This window comes from Cellulomonas dongxiuzhuiae (genome assembly GCF_018623035.1).
GTDB classification, from domain to species: Bacteria; Actinomycetota; Actinomycetes; order Actinomycetales; family Cellulomonadaceae; genus Cellulomonas; species Cellulomonas dongxiuzhuiae.
Map to the genome: position 1 here is coordinate 1,191,176 of NZ_CP076023.1, position 18,504 is coordinate 1,209,679.

Here is an 18,504-nt window from a genome sequence, read left to right on the forward strand (position 1 = left end):
AAACCCGAGGAGCTCGTGATGTCGCAGCCGTCGCAGCAGCCCCGCCCACGACTTGACGCGCGCGGTGCGGTCGACCTCTCCGCGCTCGTGCGGCCGACGACCCCGCCGCCCGGCAGCCCCGGCGGTCTCGATGCACCGGCCGCCTACGTGCGCGACGTCGACCAGGCGACCTTCGCCGACGTGGTGCAGTCCTCGACGCAGCACCCGGTCGTCGTGGCGCTGTGGGCGCCGTGGAGCGAGGTGAGCCAGCAGGTCGTCGCGGACCTCGCCGCACTGGCGCAGGAGGACGGGGGTCGCTGGCTCCTGGCGCGCATCGACGCGGAGGCCAACCCTCAGGTCGCCGCGGCCTTCCAGGCCCAGTCGGTGCCGACCGTGGTCGCCGTGCTCGGGGGTCAGCCCGTGCCGCTGTTCCAGGGTGCGTACCCGCGCGAGCAGGTGCGCGCGGTCGTCGACCAGCTGCTCGCCGCGGCGGAGGCGAACGGCATCACCGGCCGGGTGAACGCGGCCCCTGCCGCCGAGCCCGAGCCCGAGCCGGCGCTGCCGCCGCTGCACCAGGCGGCGTACGACGCGATCGAGCGTGACGACCTGCCCGCGGCGCGCGCCGCGTACGAGCAGGCGCTGCGGGAGAACCCGCGCGACGCCATGGCCCGTGCGGGGCTCGCGCAGGTCGGCCTCATGGAGCGGACGGCCGGCGCGGACCTGCGCGCGGTGCGGGAGGCTGCCGCCGCGCGGCCCGACGACGTCGATGCGCAGCTCGCGGTCGCGGACCTCGACGTCTTCGGCGGCGCGGTGGAGGACGGCTTCGTGCGGCTCGTCGACCTCGTGCGCCGGACGACGGGGGAGGACCGGGAGCGGGTCCGCGTGCGCCTGGTGGACCTCTTCGAGGTCCTGGGCGCCGACGACCCACGTGTCGTGGCGGCACGCCGGGCGCTCGCCGCGGCCCTGTACTGACCGTAGGAACTGACCGTAGGACCGGCGACCGAGAGGCGCCGGCCCGTGGCCGAGGACGCGACTTGCGTTCTGCGGCCGGCGCTGCGTAACGTACTCCCCGGCCACCCGGCAGGGAGGAACGGACACCGAGCACGACTCGGTGGTCGGTCCCCCGGGATGGCACCCCCTCGGATTGCTCTCGAACGGCGCTGTGCGCCGGACCGAGCTGCGCCGGTGGGGGAGATCGATCGGGTCATGAGATCCGGTACGGTCCTCCAGTCGTCGAAGTCCTCCGGGGCGCGACGAGGGGGGTCCGGGCCAGGTCGGAAGATCGGGTACAGTCCTCCAGTCGAAGTCCTCCGGGGCTCCGACGAGGAGGGTGCGGACCGGGTCGGAAGATCGGGTACGGTCCTCCAGTCGAAGTCCTCCGGGGCTGCGACGAGGAGGGTGCGGACCGGGTCGGAAGATCGGGTACGGTCCTCCAGTCGAAGCTCTCCGGGGCGCGACACGGAAGGTCGGGACCTGGTCGCAAGATCCGGTACGGTCATCCCGCTGCAGCCGCTCCTCGGAGCCGGAGCAGCACGGTCGGACCAGGTCCAGCGATCAGGTACGGTCATCCAGCCGCTGAAGCCCTCCGGGGTGAGGCGCGGTGGGTGAGCGACATGTCGCAGGACCCGGGGCGAGCGGAAGACGAGGCCGATAAGGCCAGGTTGACCGGGAGCCGCAGATCGGATAAGTTTGAACGGTTGCCTCCAGACAGGCCCGAGAGGGTCTAGCGGATGCGCGTCTGTTCCTTGAGAACTCAACAGTGTGCCAAGTAGTCGATGCCATATTTTTGGCGTCGAGCCTGGATCAGGTCCACCCCGTGGGTCTGGTTCGGGATGATGCCAGTTGATGCCCCTCTTCGGGGGGGTTCTTTGTGTGTCTGTTGCTCGCCGGTCTTCGGGTCGGTGGGTGGCTGTTTGACATTCACGGAGAGTTTGATTCTGGCTCAGGACGAACGCTGGCGGCGTGCTTAACACATGCAAGTCGAACGGTGATCTCGGTGCTTGCACCGGGTGATCAGTGGCGAACGGGTGAGTAACACGTGAGCAACCTACCCTTCACTCTGGGATAAGCCTTGGAAACGAGGTCTAATACCGGATACGAGACGCACGGGCATCTGTAGCGTCTGGAAAGATTTATTGGTGGAGGATGGGCTCGCGGCCTATCAGCTTGTTGGTGGGGTAATGGCCTACCAAGGCGACGACGGGTAGCCGGCCTGAGAGGGCGACCGGCCACACTGGGACTGAGACACGGCCCAGACTCCTACGGGAGGCAGCAGTGGGGAATATTGCACAATGGGCGAAAGCCTGATGCAGCGACGCCGCGTGCGGGATGACGGCCTTCGGGTTGTAAACCGCTTTCAGCAGGGAAGAAGCGAAAGTGACGGTACCTGCAGAAGAAGCGCCGGCTAACTACGTGCCAGCAGCCGCGGTAATACGTAGGGCGCAAGCGTTGTCCGGAATTATTGGGCGTAAAGAGCTCGTAGGCGGTTTGTCGCGTCTGCTGTGAAAACCTCAGGCTCAACCTGGGGCTTGCAGTGGGTACGGGCAGACTAGAGTGCGGTAGGGGTGACTGGAATTCCTGGTGTAGCGGTGGAATGCGCAGATATCAGGAGGAACACCGATGGCGAAGGCAGGTCACTGGGCCGCAACTGACGCTGAGGAGCGAAAGCATGGGGAGCGAACAGGATTAGATACCCTGGTAGTCCATGCCGTAAACGTTGGGCACTAGGTGTGGGGTCCATTCCACGGATTCCGTGCCGCAGCAAACGCATTAAGTGCCCCGCCTGGGGAGTACGGCCGCAAGGCTAAAACTCAAAGAAATTGACGGGGGCCCGCACAAGCGGCGGAGCATGCGGATTAATTCGATGCAACGCGAAGAACCTTACCAAGGCTTGACATACACCGGAAAAGTGCAGAGATGTGCTCCCCGCAAGGTCGGTGTACAGGTGGTGCATGGTTGTCGTCAGCTCGTGTCGTGAGATGTTGGGTTAAGTCCCGCAACGAGCGCAACCCTCGTCCCATGTTGCCAGCGGGTTATGCCGGGGACTCATGGGAGACTGCCGGGGTCAACTCGGAGGAAGGTGGGGATGACGTCAAATCATCATGCCCCTTATGTCTTGGGCTTCACGCATGCTACAATGGCCGGTACAAAGGGCTGCGATACCGCGAGGTGGAGCGAATCCCAAAAAGCCGGTCTCAGTTCGGATTGGGGTCTGCAACTCGACCCCATGAAGTCGGAGTCGCTAGTAATCGCAGATCAGCAACGCTGCGGTGAATACGTTCCCGGGCCTTGTACACACCGCCCGTCAAGTCATGAAAGTCGGTAACACCCGAAGCCGATGGCCCAACCTTTTGGGGGGAGTCGTCGAAGGTGGGACTGGCGATTAGGACTAAGTCGTAACAAGGTAGCCGTACCGGAAGGTGCGGCTGGATCACCTCCTTTCTAAGGAGCATCTGGCAGCAGGTCGCCTCGTCAAGGGGTGGTGCTGGTGTCCAGGCCCATGCCCTCGCCGATCGTGCGGGGGGTGGTGCTCACGGGTGGAACATCGACTACTGGCCGGCTCGTTGGGTCGGTGGCTTCCAAGTACGCCTGCAGCTTGCTGCGGGGAGGGAACGGAGAGTCGTCGGTTCGTCGCGGGTCGGCTTGGCACGCTGTTGGGTCCTGAGGGAACAGCCCGTTGTGGGTGTTGCCTTGGTCGGGATCGTTCGGTCCGGTCGAACCGCTGGTCGCTGGTGTCCTCTTCGGGGGGTGGTGGTGGTCGGTAGGCGCCGGGATGCCGGACGGTGACCGGTGGTTGCTTGAGAACTGCACAGTGGACGCGAGCATCTTTGAATGATCTTTTGTGGTCAAGTTTATAAGTGCACAGGGTGGATGCCTTGGCACCAGGAGCCGAAGAAGGACGTAGTAGCCTGCGATAAGCCTCGGGGAGTTGGCAAACGAACCGTGATCCGAGGATTTCCGAATGGGGAAACCCCACACGAGTCATGTCGTGTGACCCGCACCTGAATATATAGGGTGCGTGGAGGGAACGCCGGGAAGTGAAACATCTCAGTACCGGCAGGAAGAGATATTCCGTGAGTAGTGGCGAGCGAAAGCGGATCAGGCCAAACCTAGCGCGTGTGATAGCCGGCAGGCGTTGCGCGTTGGGGGTTGTGGGACCTTTCAGTGGGGGCTGCCGCCTTCGCAGGGAGTCAGAAAGTCGCGTTATAGTCGAAGGGTCTTGAAAGGCCCGGCACAGAGGGTGTTACCCCCGTAGACGAAATGACGCGGCCTCCCGAAGGGGATCCCAAGTAGCTCCGGGCCCGAGAAACCCGGAGTGAATCCGCACAGACCACTGTGTAAGCCTAAATACTACCTGGTGACCGATAGCGGACAAGTACCGTGAGGGAAAGGTGAAAAGTACCCCGGGAGGGGAGTGAAATAGTACCTGAAACCGTGTGCATACAATCCGTCGGAGCCTCCCTAGCAGGGGTGACGGCGTGCCTTTTGAAGAATGAGCCTGCGAGTTAGTGGTACGTGGCGAGGTTAACCCGTGTGGGGAAGCCGTAGCGAAAGCGAGTCCGAATAGGGCGACCGTAGTCGCGTGCTCTAGACCCGAAGCGAAGTGATCTAGCCATGGGCAGGGTGAAGCGCGGGTAAGACCGCGTGGAGGCCCGAACCCACCAGGGTTGAAAACCTGGGGGATGACCTGTGGTTAGGGGTGAAAGGCCAATCAAACTTCGTGATAGCTGGTTCTCCCCGAAATGCATTTAGGTGCAGCGTCACGCGTTTCTTGCCGGAGGTAGAGCTACTGGATAGCCGATGGGCCCCAACAGGTTACTGACGTTAGCCAAACTCCGAATGCCGGTAAGCCAGAGCGTGGCAGTGAGACTGCGGGGGATAAGCTCCGTAGTCGAGAGGGAAACAGCCCAGACCACCAGCTAAGGCCCCAAAGCGTGTGCTAAGTGGGAAAGGATGTGGAGTTGCACAGACAACCAGGAGGTTGGCTTAGAAGCAGCCACCCTTGAAAGAGTGCGTAATAGCTCACTGGTCAAGTGATTCCGCGCCGACAATGTAGCGGGGCTCAAGCACACCGCCGAAGCTGTGGCATTCACACAAGTGACAAGCCTTCGTGGTTCAGTCGTGTGGATGGGTAGGGGAGCGTCGTGCCGGCAGTGAAGCCGCGGGGTGACCCAGCGGTGGAGCCGGCACGAGTGAGAATGCAGGCATGAGTAGCGAATGACGGGTGAGAAACCCGTCCGCCGAATGACCAAGGGTTCCAGGGCCAGGCTAATCCGCCCTGGGTAAGTCGGGACCTAAGGCGAGGCCGACAGGCGTAGTCGATGGACAACGGGTTGATATTCCCGTACCGGCGAAGAACCGCCCATACCGAGCCCGGTGATGCTAACCGTCCGAGCCTGCCTCATCGTCCTTCGGGACACCGGGGCAGGGGAGCACGGGACCCGAACTGGTAGTAGGTAAGCGTATTAACAGGGGTGACGCAGGAAGGTAGTCCAGCGTGGCGATGGTAGTCCACGTCCAAGGTCGTAGGGTGAGGTGTAGGCAAATCCGCACCTCGTGAAGCCTGAGAACCGACGGGTACCGCGTATGCGGGAAATGGGTGATCCTATGCTGCCAAGAAAAGCCTCGACGCGAGGTTCTAGCCGCCCGTACCCCAAACCGACTCAGGTGGTCAGGTAGAGAATACCAAGGCGATCGAGAGAATCGTGGTTAAGGAACTCGGCAAAATGCCCCCGTAACTTCGGGAGAAGGGGGGCCTCAAGCGTGAACCGGCATGCCCGGGGAAGCGTGGAGGGCCGCAGAGACCAGGGAGAAGCGACTGTTTACTAAAAACACAGGTCCGTGCGAAGTCGCAAGACGATGTATACGGACTGACGCCTGCCCGGTGCTGGAAGGTTAAGAGGACGGGTCAGCACGCAAGTGCGAAGCTCAGAATTTAAGCCCCAGTAAACGGCGGTGGTAACTATAACCATCCTAAGGTAGCGAAATTCCTTGTCGGGTAAGTTCCGACCTGCACGAATGGCGTAACGACTTCTCCGCTGTCTCAACCGCGAACTCGGCGAAATTGCACTACGAGTAAAGATGCTCGTTACGCGCAGCAGGACGGAAAGACCCCGGGACCTTTACTATAGCTTGGTATTGGTGTTCGGTGCGGCTTGTGTAGGATAGGTGGGAGACTGTGAAGCCGGCACGCCAGTGTCGGTGGAGTCAACGTTGAAATACCACTCTGGTCGCTCTGGATATCTAACCTCGGTCCGTAATCCGGATCAGGGACAGTGCCTGGTGGGTAGTTTAACTGGGGCGGTTGCCTCCTAAAATGTAACGGAGGCGCTCAAAGGTTCCCTCAGCCTGGTTGGCAATCAGGTGGCGAGTGCAAGTGCACAAGGGAGCTTGACTGTGAGACTGACAGGTCGAGCAGGGACGAAAGTCGGAACTAGTGATCCGGCGGTGGCTTGTGGAAGCGCCGTCGCTCAACGGATAAAAGGTACCCCGGGGATAACAGGCTGATCTTGCCCAAGAGTCCATATCGACGGCATGGTTTGGCACCTCGATGTCGGCTCGTCGCATCCTGGGGCTGGAGTAGGTCCCAAGGGTTGGGCTGTTCGCCCATTAAAGCGGTACGCGAGCTGGGTTTAGAACGTCGTGAGACAGTTCGGTCCCTATCCGCTGCGCGCGCAGGAAACTTGAGAAGGGCTGTCCCTAGTACGAGAGGACCGGGACGGACGAACCTCTGGTGTGCCAGTTGTTCCGCCAGGAGCACGGCTGGTTGGCTACGTTCGGAAGGGATAACCGCTGAAAGCATCTAAGCGGGAAGCCTGCTTCAAGATGAGGTTTCCACGCCCTTCGGGGTGAGAGGCTCCCAGCTAGACCACTGGGTAGATAGGCCGGACGTGGAAGGCAGGACTAACGACTGCCGCAGCTGACCGGTACTAATAAGCCGACAACTTGACTAACTTCATTCATTGCTACGCGTCCACTGTGCGGTTCCCGAGGAACCAACGGCTCATTCCCGTTGACATCTCGACAGAGTTACGGCGGTCATAGCGAAGGGGAAACGCCCGGTCCCATTCCGAACCCGGAAGCTAAGCCCTTCAGCGCCGATGGTACTGCACCCGCCAGGGTGTGGGAGAGTAGGACGCCGCCGGACAATCATTCAACGAAAGGCCCACCCCTCACGGGGTGGGCCTTTCGTCGTTCCACCATGTCGTTCACCACGTCGTTCCACGACGTCGTTCCACCAACGTCGTTCCACCACGTCGTTCGCTCCACCACGCACCCTGGTCGAGGCTGCCGGTTCGGTGCGCCTTGCCGTGACGTAGACGTGCGACCCCGTCGTCGCGACGCGGGCAAAGGCGCGGTCGTCGTTGCTGCTGTGCCGGCTGGACAGGGTGCTCGGACACGGGGCGCGGGTGGAGAGCCGGTCGCCGCGCGGGGGACCTGGGTGGCGGACGCAGAAGGGGTGGCGGACGCAGAAGGGCCGGAGCAGCATCGCTGCTCCGGCCCTCCCGCGTCGTACGGACCCGTGCGCGTCAGCTCACGGCGTCGACCGCCTCGACCTGGGACGCCTCGTCCCCCTCGGCGACGAAGATCACGGCTCCCAGCGGCGGGACGCGCACCGTGGCTGACCAGTCGCGCGCATAGTGCTCGACCGGCTGGGCCACGATCGCGCCGAGATTGCCCACGCCCGAGCCGCCGTACGCCTCGGAGTCCGAGTTGTACGCCTCACGCCACGTGCCACCGCGCGGCAGCGGCAGCCGCCACGACTCGTGCGGCACGCCGGCGAAGTTGACGACGACGACGGCGGGCGGTGCGCCGGGCGCGTACCGCGCGTACGCGAGCAGGTTCAGTCCCGCCTCGTCGGACGCCAGCCACTCGAACCCCTCGGGAGCGTGGTCGAGCTCCCACAGGGCCGGCGTCTGGCGGTAGAGGACGTTCAGATCCCGGAGGGACTGCATCACGCCGCGGTGGGAGGGGTCGTCGAGCGCCTGCCAGTCGAGGGAGCGCGACTCCGCCCACTCGCCCTGCTGGGCGAACTCCTGGCCCATGAAGAGCAGCTGCTTGCCGGGATGCGTCCACTGGTAGGCCAGCAGCGCGCGCACACCGGCCAGCTTCTGCCAGTGGTCGCCGGGCATGCGCCCGTACAAGGAGCCCTTGCCGTGGACGACCTCGTCGTGGCTGATCGGCAGGACGAAGTGCTCGGAGTACGCGTAGACCATCGAGAAGGTGATCTCGTGGTGGTGGTACCGGCGGTTGATCGGCTCCTCGCGCAGGTAGCGCAGGGTGTCGTTCATCCAGCCCATGTTCCACTTCAGGCCGAAGCCCAGGCCCTGCGCGGAGGTCGGCGCGGTGACACCCGGCCACGCGGTCGACTCCTCGGCGATCATCATGATGCCCGGCGTGCGGCGGTAGGCCGTCGCGTTCGCCTCCTGGAGGAACGAGATCGCGTCCAGGTTCTCCCGCCCGCCGTGCTCGTTGGGACGCCACTGACCCGGTTGGCGCGAGTAGTCGAGGTAGAGCATCGACGCGACCGCGTCGACGCGCAGGCCGTCCACGTGGAACTCCTCGAGCCAGTACGTGGCGTTCGCGACGAGGAAGTTGCGCACCTCGGGGCGGCCGAAGTTGAAGACGTACGTCCCCCAGTCGGGGTGCTCGCCCAGCAACGGGTCCGGGTGCTCGTAGAGCGCCGTGCCGTCGAAGTGGGCCAGGGCCCACTCGTCCTTCGGGAAGTGCGCGGGGACCCAGTCGACGATGACGCCGATCCCGGCGCGGTGCAGGCAGTCGACCAGGTACCGGAAGTCGTCGGGGTGACCGAACCGCGCGGTCGGCGCGTAGTACGACGAGACCTGGTAGCCCCACGACCCGCCGAAGGGGTGCTCCGCCACGGGCATCAGCTCGACGTGCGTGAACCCGAGCTCGAGCACGTACTCCGTCAGCTGGTGGGCCAGGTCCCGGTACGACAGCCCCTGCCGCCACGAGCCGAGGTGCACCTCGTAGACGCTCATCGGGCCGGCGTGAGGGTCGCGCTGCGCACGGGCGGTCATCCACGCCTCGTCGGACCACGAGTACGTGGTCTCGACGACGACCGAGGCCGTCGCAGGGGGGACCTCGGTGCCCTTGGCGAGCGGGTCGGCCTTCTGGCGCCACGAGCCGTCCGCGGCGAGGATCTCGAACTTGTAGCGCGCACCGGCGTCCACGCCGGGCGCGTACAGCTCCCAGATCCCGCTGGCACCCAGCGAGCGCATCGCGTGCGTCGCGCCCTGCCAGTGGTTGAAGTCGCCGATGACCCGCACGGCGCGCGCGTTCGGGGCCCACACGGCGAACGACGTGCCGCGGACCTCGCCGAGCTGGCCGGGGTAGGTGCGGACGTTGGCGCCGAGCACCTGCCACAGCTGCTCGTGCCGTCCCTCACGCACCAGGTGGCGGTCCAGCTCCTGCACGGTGGGCAGGAAGCGGTAGGGGTCGTCGACGACGCTCGTGATGCCGGCGTACGTGACCTCGAGACGGTAGTCGGGGACGGTCGCGCCCGGGACCAGCGCGTACCAGATGCCGTCCAGCTCGTGCTGGGCCTCGAAGCTGCCCTCGGCGGTCACGACGGCGACCCGGTCCGCGAGCGGACGCAGGGTCCGCACGGTGACCGCGCCGTCGCCGACGTGCGGGCCGAGGACGGTGTGGGGGTCGTAGTAGGCGCCCGCAGCGACGGAGCGCAGCGTGTCGGCGTCGACGGGCACGGGGGATGGTGCAACCGCTGTCATGCCCCTACCCAATCACCCTTGGGGTGTCGCCGCAGGTGGTCACGCACGACGCGCGACGTGAGGGATCAGGCGCTCAACGGGGACGACACAGGGCCGAGTCGTCCCGGGTGAGGAGCGACACATCACCCGGACCGCCAGCCCCGTCTCGTCGGCGACACCGAACGCAGCGACGGCCATGACGTCGTTGTCGAACACGAGGGCAGGGCCAGCTCCCGGCCCCCGACCACGACGGTGGGGATCGCCAGCTCGCGCAGGACCGCCAGGCGGGGGTCCGCGTCGACGAGGTTGACGAGCACGACGGCGTCGACGCGGTGGCCCTGGCCCCAGCGCCGGTAGGCGGCGATCTCGGCGTCGTGGTCGGGAACCACGTGCAGCAGCAGCGACCGGTCGGCGCTCGACAGCGCCTCCTCCATGCCGCCGATGAGCTCCTTGAAGAAGGGCTCGAGACGCAGGAGCCGAGCCGGACGTGCCAGCACCAGTCCGATCGCGTCGGCGCCCGCGGCGGTCAGCGTGGCGGCCGGTGTCGCCACGCCCTCGGGTCGACGACTCGGGCGCGCGGCGTTGCGCGGCGGGTCTGCGGGACCTGGAGCCGAGGGACACTGTTTGTGTCCCGAACTAAGTAGGTCAACATCGTAGGGTGGGCTCGATCCCCTGGAGGTGAGCGGTGCCCCTGCGTCCCGACGACGAGACGACCACCACGACGAGCGCCCGACCGGACCATGCCCCGCCCGGGGTACCCGCGGACCTGCTGCACCTGCGTGCCGCCGGTGTCAGCCTCGTCCTCGACCTCGCGGGACTGCCCCGCGTCCTGCACTGGGGCGCCGACCTCGGCGACCTCGACGAGACAGGGCTGGCCGACCTGCGGCGTGCCGCACGTCCCGCAGGCATGGGCTCCCCGGTGGAGGGCGGGGTCGGGCACACCGTCCTGCCCCCCCAGGCGGATGGGTGGCTCGGGACCCCGGGCCTCACCGGCTCGCGCGCGGGCCGTGCCTGGTCCGCCGCGTTCGTGTCCGGTGCTCCGGCGCTCACGCGGACCACCGACGGCGGCTCGGTCCTCGTCGTCCCCGCGGCCGATCCCGCGGCCGGGCTGCAGCTCGAGCTCGTGCTCGAGCTGACCCCGCAGGGGCTCGTGCGGCAGCGCGCCACGCTCACCAACACCGGCGACGACGTGTACGAGGTCGGGAGCCTCACGCTGACCCTCCCGGTGCCCGCGCGCGCGACCACGCTCCTGGACTTCGGCGGGCACTGGGCGCGAGAGCGCGCGCCGATGCGCACGGCCTTCACGCACGGCACGCGGTTGCGGGAGAACCGGCGGGGGCGCACCGGGTTCGACACCCCGTACGTGCTCGTCGCCGGCACCGACGACCTCGCGCACCGTCGGGGGGAGGCCTGGGGCTGGCACGTCGCGTGGTCCGGCAACCACCGCAGCCTCGCCGAGCGCCACCACGACCACCCCGGCCTGCTCGGCGGGGGCGAGCTGCTCGCCCCCGGCGAGGTGCGGCTCGCGCCGGGGGAGGCGTACACGAGCCCCTGGGTCTACGCGTCGTACGGCGAGCAGGGCCTCGACGCGCTCGCGGACCGCTTCCACGCCTGGCTGCGCGCCCGCCCGCAGCACCCGAGCAGCCCGCGGCCCGTCACGCTCAACACCTGGGAGGCCGTGTACTTCCACCACGACCTCGCCCGGCTCGTCGAGCTCGCCGACGCGGCCGCGGCCGTCGGTGCCGAGCGGTTCGTCCTCGACGACGGCTGGTTCGGCTCGCGCCGCGACGACACGAGCGGGCTGGGGGACTGGTTCGTGTCCGACGAGGTCTGGCCCGACGGACTGCACCCGCTGATCGACCACGTCACGGGCCTCGGGATGCAGTTCGGGCTCTGGGTCGAGCCCGAGATGGTCAACCCGGACTCCGACCTGGCACGGGCACACCCGGACTGGATGCTGCAGCTGCCCGACCGCCTGCCGCGGCCGGTGCGGCACCAGCAGGTGCTCGACCTCGCGCGGCCCGAGGCCTACGCGTACGTGCTCGGGCGCCTCGACGCGCTGCTCACCGAGAACGACATCGCGTACCTCAAGTGGGACCACAACCGGGACCTCGTCGACGCGGGGCACGGACCCGACGGCGTCCCCGGGGTCCACGGGCAGACGCTCGCGGTGTACCGGCTGCTCGACGACCTGCGCGCACGCCACCCGCGGATCGAGATCGAGTCCTGCTCGTCGGGGGGTGCACGGATCGACCTCGAGATCCTGCAGCGGACCGACCGCGTGTGGGCGTCGGACTGCATCGACGCGCTCGAGCGCCGGTCCATCCAGCCGTGGACCAACCTGCTCATCCCGCTCGAGCTCATCGGCGCCCACATCGGCTCCGGCACCGCGCACAGCACGGGCCGCAGCGCGTCCCTCGGGTTCCGCGCCGGCACCGCGCTGTTCGGGCACCTCGGGATCGAGTGGGACCTGCGGGAGGCCGACGACGCGCAGCGCGTCGAGCTCGCCGCGTGGGTCGCCCTCTACAAGGAGGTGCGCGGCCTGCTCCACACCGGCGTGAGCGTCCACGCCGACACCACGGACCCCGCGATCCAGGTGCACGGCGTCGTCGCGCAGGACGGCTCGGACGCCTTGTTCGCCGTCGCGGCCCTCGGCTCGTCGGCGCAGATGCCGCCGGACGCCGTCCTGCTGCCCGGGCTCGACCCCGACGCGACGTACCACCTGCGCCCGCAGGCGCCGGGCGACGTCGTCACGCACGGGCAGCCCGTGCCGTGGTGGGGACCGGAGGGGATCAGGGCCACCGGGCGCGTGCTCGGCCGCCTCGGCGTGCGGCCGCCGCAGCTGTCGCCCGAGCGGCTCGTGCTGCTGCGCGCGACACGCGTCGGGTGAACCTGCGGCGGGCGGGCGGCAGCGGGACCCGCCGCCCTCCCGCCGGGTCGCCGTCGTCAGGCTCGGCAGGTCGCCCCCCGGTGGACCGCACGTCGACGGGAGCAGCAGTGAACGCAGGCACGCACGGCTCCGGCGTGGCGCGCACGAGCAGCCGCAGCGCGGTCCTCGACGTCAGCGCGTGACGATCCCCTCGCAGGCCTCTGCGGCCGCCGCGGTGGGCGGCGCGGCGCTCGTGCTGCAGGCCGAGCTCTCGCCCCGGCAGGCGGGCCTGCGGATGGTCGTCGACACGCTGACGGAGGCCCCTGCGGGCTCGGGCGTCGCCTGAGGCTCAGCGCAGCAGACGTTCCAGCCCGGCCTGCGGGATGGGCGCCCACGCGGGACGGTTGCGCGCCTCGTACACCGCCTCGTACAGCGTCTTGTCGAGCTCGAGCGCGCGCAGCAGCAGGGTGCTCGTCGGGTCGTCCAGCACGCCGTAGCCGGCCAGCAGGCCCGCACGCGCGTCGGCGGTCCAGGCCGCCGCGGCGTCACCCGTGAGCCCCCCGACCGCCGCCGCGTAGTCGAACGACCGCAGCAGTCCCGCGACGTCGCGCAGCGCCAGGTCCGGCAGCACGCGGGCCGCAAGCGGCGCCAGGGGCTCACCCTCGAAGTCGATGACGAACCAGCGGCCCGTCGACCGCAGCACCTGGCCCAGGTGCAGGTCACCGTGCACGCGCTGGCGCGGCGGCGTGGTCGCCAGGCCGGCGACCTCGTCGGCCAAGGCGCGTACGGCGTCCGCGTAGCCGCCGAGCGACGGCACGCCGGCGGTGGCCCACGCGAGCCGGTCGACGAGGGAGCGGGCCAGCACGGCGCCGCCGTCCGTCACGGCGTCCGCACCGAACGCCTGCACCAGGGCGGTGTGCATGCCCGCGACGGTGGCACCCAGCTCGGCGGCCGGCTCCCGGAACGCGCGGCCCTCGCCGGCCCAGGTGCAGGCGAGCTCGAAGCCGTCCTGGGCGCCGGGCACGAAGGCGCTGAGCACCCCGAGGTAGCCGAGCTCCGGGGCCCCCGTCGGTGACGTCCACCGCGCCTGCGACCACGCGAGCGGCGCCGGGACGCCGTCCCAGCCGGCCTCGACGAGGCGACGCGGCACGTCGATGTCGGGGTTCTCGCCGCCCGCGACCGTCCGCAGGACCTTGAGGATCGCCGTCGGGGCCCCGTCCGCGCCCGGCAGGACGACGGAGGTGTTCGACTGCTCGCCCGTCACCACGCGCGCGGACGACACGTCGACGTCGGCGCCCGGTCCGTCCGCGGCCGCGAGCCACGCCGCGAGGAAGCGCGGATCACCCGTGGCGTCGAGCACGCTGCGGCCCCCGACCTCCCCGACGACGGCCGCGGGGTCCGTGCCGGCGGGCGCCGTGCCCGCGAGCAGCCGCACGGGCACCTGCAGCACGACGTCCACGGCGTCCGTGCGCGCCCGGACCAGCAGCACACGCACGTCGTCGGCCAGGTGCAGCGTCCCGACCGGCGTGAGCTCGGCGTCCGCGCCCTTGGCCGGGTACCAGCGTCGCTGCGGCAGCCAGGTGCCGAGCAGCCCCACCACCTCGCGGTCGACGTCGTCCGGTGCGAGCGCGTCCAGGATCACGGTGCCGTCAGCTCCAGCCAGTAGAACTCACGCGACCCGAGCGTGAACGTCAGGGTCTCGTCGCCGCGGACGTCCGGGAAGTGGGCGCCGCCGAACACGTCGCGCGTGGACCAGCCCGCCCGTCCCGGCAGCGTCACCGTCGCCGCGCGGGCCGTCGCCGCGAGGTTCGCCACGACGAGGATCGTCTCGTCGTCGGTGCGCCGCAGGAACGTCAGCACCGACTCGTTGTCGCACGGCACGACCTCGAAGACGCCCAGCCCGAGCGCGGGGTGCTGCCGGCGCACCGCGAGCATGCCGTGCACCCAGTGCAGCAGCGACGTCGGCTGCGCCAGCTGCGACTCCACGTTGACGTTGCCGTAGTGGTACACGAGCGACTGCACGAGCGGCAGGTAGAGCTTGCCCGGGTCCGCCGTCGAGAAGCCCGCGTTGCGGTCCGGCGTCCACTGCATCGGCGTGCGGACGGCGTCGCGGTCGGCGAGCCAGATGTTGTCGCCCATGCCGATCTCGTCGCCGTAGTACAGGCAGGGGCTGCCCGGGAGCGACAGGAGCAGCGCGTGCGAGAGCTCGATCTCCTTGCGCGAGTTGTCGAGCAGCGGAGCCAGCCGCCGCCGGATGCCGACGTTGGCGCGCATCCGGGAGTCGGGGGCGTACCACCCGTACATCGACGCGCGCTCCTCCGTCGAGACCATCTCGAGCGTGAGCTCGTCGTGGTTGCGCAGGAAGGTGCTCCACTGTCCGCTCGCGGGGATGGGCGGCGTGTCCGCGAGGATGTCGATGATCTGCGTCGCCCGCTGGTCCCGCAGCGCGTAGTAGATGCGGGGCATCACCGGGAAGTGGAAGCACATGTGGCACTCGGGCTCGTCGTCCGTGCCGAAGTAGTGGACGACGTCCTCGGGCCACTGGTTGGCCTCGGCCAGCATGATGCGGCCGGGGAACTCCTCGTCGATGACCCGGCGGACCTTGCGCAGGAACTCGTGGGTCTCCGGCAGGTTCTCGCAGTTCGTCCCCTCGGCCTCGAAGAGGTACGGCACCGCGTCCAGCCGGAAGCCGTCCACGCCCAGGTGCAGCCAGAACCGTGCGACGTCGAGCATCGCGTCGACCACGCGCGGGTTCTCGAAGTTCAGGTCCGGCTGGTGGCTGAAGAACCGGTGCCAGAAGTACTGGCGCCGGACGGGGTCGAACGTCCAGTTGGACGTCTCGGTGTCGACGAAGATGATGCGCGCGTCCTGGTAGCGCGTGTTGTCGTCGCTCCACACGTAGAAGTCGCCGTACGGGCCGTCGGGGTCGGACCGCGAGGCCTGGAACCACGGGTGCTGGTCGCTCGTGTGGTTCATCACGAGGTCGACGACGATGCGCATGCCGCGGCGGTGGCACTCGGTGACGAGCGTGCGGAAGTCGTCGAGCGTGCCGTACTGCGGGGCGACCGCCGTGTAGTCGGACACGTCGTACCCGCCGTCGCGCAGCGGCGAGGGGTAGAACGGCGGCAGCCACAGGCAGTCCACGCCCAGCCACTGCAGGTAGTCCAGCCGCTGGATGAGGCCCGGCAGGTCGCCGCTGCCGCTGCCGGCCGAGTCGGCGAACGTGCGCAGCATGACCTCGTAGAACACGGCCGTGCGGTACCACTCCGCGTCGGCGTCACGCCCCCCCGAGCTCAGGGGGACGGGGACGTCGGGCCGGCGCCGCTCGGGCAGGCCGCGCAGCGCGATCGCGGCCGTCGTCGGCGGGGGCTCGCGGTGAGACGCCCCCGACGCCGAGGACGGGACCCCTGGCACCGCGTCGGGGGACGGGGACGACCCCGGCGGCGGCGTCCCCGGGGGGGAGCCGGTCGACGGGGTGCCCAGCTGGGGCGTGGCCGGCGCGCGGACGTCACCTGCTGCGGAGGAGTCGTCCCCCGCAGACGGGAAGGGCCGCCTCATCGTGCACCCGGGGCGTGCTCGAGGTGCACGACGTGCGCGACGCGGACCTGCGGGTCGAGGCGGACGTACACCTCGTCGGACCACCCGTACGACTCGCCCGAGAGCACGTCGTGCGCCACCACCCCGCGGTCCGGGGGCAGCCCGAACGCCGTGAGGTCCAGGTGCACGGCACCCTCGCGCGCTGCGAAGGGGTCGATGTTGACGATGACGACGACGGTGTCCGCCCGGCCCGTGGGGGAGTGCTCCGCGTCCAGGTGCCGCGAGAAGGCGACGAGCGCGTCGTCCGTCGTGGGGTGGACCCGGACGTTGCTCAGCTGCTGCAGCGCCGGGTGCGCGCGCCGGATCTCGTTGAGCCGGCCGATGAGCAGGGCGATCCCCAGCTCGTCCGCGCGGGCCCAGTCCCGCGGCCGGAACTCGTACTTCTCGTTGTCGATCTGCTCCTCGACGCCCGGCCGCGGCACGCTCTCCGCGAGCTCGTACCCGGAGTAGACGCCCCACGTCGGGGACCCCGTCGCCGCGAGCACCGCGCGGACCGCGAAGGCGCTGGGGCCGCCCTGCTGCAGGTAGGGCGGCAGGATGTCGTGCGTCGTCGGCCAGAAGCTCGGACGCAGCCACGGCGCTTCGTCGCCGCCGACCCGGGCCAGGTACTCCTCGAGCTCCGACTTGGTGTTGCGCCACGTGAAGTACGTGTACGACTGGTGGAAGCCGATCTTGGCGAGCGTGAGCATCATCGCCGGCCGCGTGAACGCCTCCGACAGGAAGATGACCTCCGGGTGGGCGGCGTGCACCTCGGCCAGCAGGCGCTGCCAGAACGACAGCGGCTTGGTGTGCGGGTTGTCGACCCGGAACGCCGTGACCCCGTGGTCGATCCACACCTGCAGGACGCGGCGGATCTCCGTGTAGATGCCCTCGGGGTCGTTGTCGAAGTTCAGGGGGTAGATGTCCTGGTACTTCTTCGGCGGGTTCTCGGCGTACGCGATGGTCCCGTCGGCGCGCGTCGTGAACCACTCGGGGTGCTCGGTGACCCACGGGTGGTCGGGCGAGGCCTGCAGCGCGAGGTCCAGCGCGACCTCCATGCCGAGCGAGCGGGCTCGTGCGACGAACGCGTCGAAGTCGTCGAACGTGCCCAGCGACGGCTCGATGGCGTCGTGCCCGCCGTCGGGCGAGCCGATCGCGTACGGCGAGCCGGGGTCCCCGGGCAGGGCCGTCAGCGCGTTGTTGCGGCCCTTGCGGTACGTGGTGCCGATCGGGTGGATCGGCGTGAGGTAGACGACGTCGAAGCCCATCGCGGCGATGCGCGGCAGCTGCGTCGCGGCGGTCCGCAGGGTCCCCGACGTCCACCGCTGGGTGGCCTCGTCGAACGTCGCGCCGTGCGAGCGCGGGAACATCTCGTACCAGGAGCCGGCCAGCGCCAGGCGCCGGTGCACGACCAGGGGGTACGTGCGCGAGGTCGTGACGAGGTCGCGCAGCGGCGAGCGCTCGAGGACCTCGCGGACCTGCTCGGACAGGGCCGCCGCGAGCCGTGCCAGGGGCGGTCGGGACGTGTCGCGCAGAGCGGCGACCGCGTCGAGCACGACGCGTGCGTCGCGCCCCGGCATCGCGTCGTCGCCCGTGCGCGCCGCGGCACGCTCGAGCACGAGCGTGCCCTCCGTGAGCATGAGCTCGACGTCCAGCCCGGCCTCGACCTTGATCGCGGCGTCGTGGGCCCACGTGCCGTACGGGTCCGACCAGCCCTCGACGCGGAACGACCAGTCGCCCTCGGCGTCGGGCACGAGACGCGCCTCGTACCTGTCGAGCCCGGGGGCGACGTCGACCATGCGCGCCGACGCGTGCACCGAGCCGTCCGGGCGCAGCAGCACCGCGGTCGCGCCCAGCGCGTCGTGGCCCTCGCGGATGACCGTCGCGCGGATACGCACGGCCTCGCCGACGGTCGCCTTGGCGGGGAATCGGCCCTCCTCCGCGACGGGGAAGACGTCGAGCACGGGGATGCGGCCCACGGGCAGCGCCGGGACGGCGGAGGCAGGGGCCGCGGGCGGTGCCGCGGCGGCGGGCACCGACGGTGCCGCGGCGGCGGGGGGCACCGGCGGTGCCGCGGCGGCGGGGGGTGCCGCGGGAGCTCCGGGGGTGGCGGTCGGCTGCTCCGGCGCGGGCACGGGGACATCGGCACGTGGGCGGCCCGGGGTGCTGGCCGGTGACGTGCGACGAGGGCGGCGGGGAGTCGTCACGGTCCCGAACCTATCCGCCCGGAAGGGGTGGTGGCATCCGCTGGCGGCGCGTCGGGCGACGCGCCCCGGGCCGCCCTCGTCCGGTCCGGCAGGGATCAGGACGATCGTCCGGATCTCGACGCTGAGGAGGGCTGTGGGACGC

Annotated in this window: 8 protein-coding genes and 3 rRNA genes; 6 read left to right on the forward strand and 5 right to left on the reverse strand. The window is 69.1% G+C overall.

Annotated elements, in window-relative coordinates; genetic code table 11:
- The first annotated feature begins 18 nt into the window (after nt 1–18).
- The 4 genes from KKR89_RS05360 (at nt 19) to rrf (ending at nt 7,126) form a co-directional block, all read left to right on the forward strand.
- Nucleotides 19–951, forward strand: coding sequence for a tetratricopeptide repeat protein (locus KKR89_RS05360; protein ID WP_214765735.1), 933 nt, complete (start codon nt 19–21; stop codon nt 949–951).
- Between the two features lie 947 nt (nt 952–1,898).
- Nucleotides 1,899–3,420, forward strand: a 16S ribosomal RNA gene (locus KKR89_RS05365).
- Nucleotides 3,421–3,822: 402 nt separating this feature from the next.
- Nucleotides 3,823–6,932 (forward strand): 23S ribosomal RNA (locus KKR89_RS05370).
- A gap of 77 nt (nt 6,933–7,009) precedes the next feature.
- Nucleotides 7,010–7,126, forward strand: a 5S ribosomal RNA gene (gene rrf / locus KKR89_RS05375).
- Together the 16S, 23S and 5S rRNA genes form the textbook arrangement of a ribosomal RNA operon.
- A 382-nt stretch (nt 7,127–7,508) precedes the next feature.
- Here the strand turns inward: rrf and glgB are convergent.
- Both glgB and KKR89_RS05385 read right to left on the reverse strand, forming a co-directional pair.
- Nucleotides 7,509–9,731, reverse strand: coding sequence for a 1,4-alpha-glucan branching protein GlgB (gene glgB, locus KKR89_RS05380; protein ID WP_208197323.1), 2,223 nt, complete (start codon nt 9,729–9,731; stop codon nt 7,509–7,511).
- Nucleotides 9,732–9,853: 122 nt separating this feature from the next.
- Complete coding sequence (locus KKR89_RS05385) at nt 9,854–10,261, reverse strand: type 1 periplasmic-binding domain-containing protein (protein ID WP_208197324.1); 408 nt, start codon at nt 10,259–10,261, stop codon at nt 9,854–9,856.
- 134 nt (nt 10,262–10,395) lie between these two features.
- Here KKR89_RS05385 and KKR89_RS05390 point away from each other — a divergent pair, with 134 nt between their 5' ends.
- Both KKR89_RS05390 and KKR89_RS05395 read left to right on the forward strand, forming a co-directional pair.
- Nucleotides 10,396–12,600 (forward strand): alpha-galactosidase, encoded by a 2,205-nt coding sequence (locus KKR89_RS05390; protein ID WP_372438585.1) that lies wholly within the window; start codon nt 10,396–10,398, stop codon nt 12,598–12,600.
- 178 nt (nt 12,601–12,778) lie between these two features.
- A complete protein-coding gene (locus tag KKR89_RS05395) occupies nt 12,779–12,925 on the forward strand; it encodes a hypothetical protein (RefSeq protein ID WP_208197325.1) in 147 nt (48 codons plus the stop codon).
- A gap of 3 nt (nt 12,926–12,928) precedes the next feature.
- Here KKR89_RS05395 and KKR89_RS05400 read toward each other — a convergent pair whose 3' ends face one another.
- The 3 genes from KKR89_RS05400 to KKR89_RS05410 form a co-directional block, all read right to left on the reverse strand.
- Nucleotides 12,929–14,221, reverse strand: coding sequence for a maltokinase N-terminal cap-like domain-containing protein (locus KKR89_RS05400; RefSeq protein WP_208197326.1), 1,293 nt, complete (start codon nt 14,219–14,221; stop codon nt 12,929–12,931).
- Nucleotides 14,218–15,912, reverse strand: a complete 1,695-nt coding sequence (gene treS / locus KKR89_RS05405; RefSeq protein WP_443623118.1) for a maltose alpha-D-glucosyltransferase — start codon at nt 15,910–15,912, stop codon at nt 14,218–14,220. The genes KKR89_RS05400 and treS overlap by 4 nt, the downstream gene beginning before the upstream one ends.
- Before the next feature lie 221 nt (nt 15,913–16,133).
- A complete protein-coding gene (locus tag KKR89_RS05410; protein WP_307802233.1) occupies nt 16,134–18,290 on the reverse strand; it encodes an alpha-1,4-glucan--maltose-1-phosphate maltosyltransferase in 2,157 nt (718 codons plus the stop codon).
- Between the last annotated feature and the right edge of the window lie 214 nt (nt 18,291–18,504).

What these genes read in the sequence shown, in the direction of transcription:
- KKR89_RS05360 (WP_214765735.1), top strand. Translation starts at nt 19, where the DNA reads ATGTCGCAGCCGTCGCAGCAGCCCCGCCCACGACTTGACGCGCGCGGT.
- glgB (WP_208197323.1), bottom strand. Translation starts at nt 9,731, where the DNA reads ATGACAGCGGTTGCACCATCCCCCGTGCCCGTCGACGCCGACACGCTG.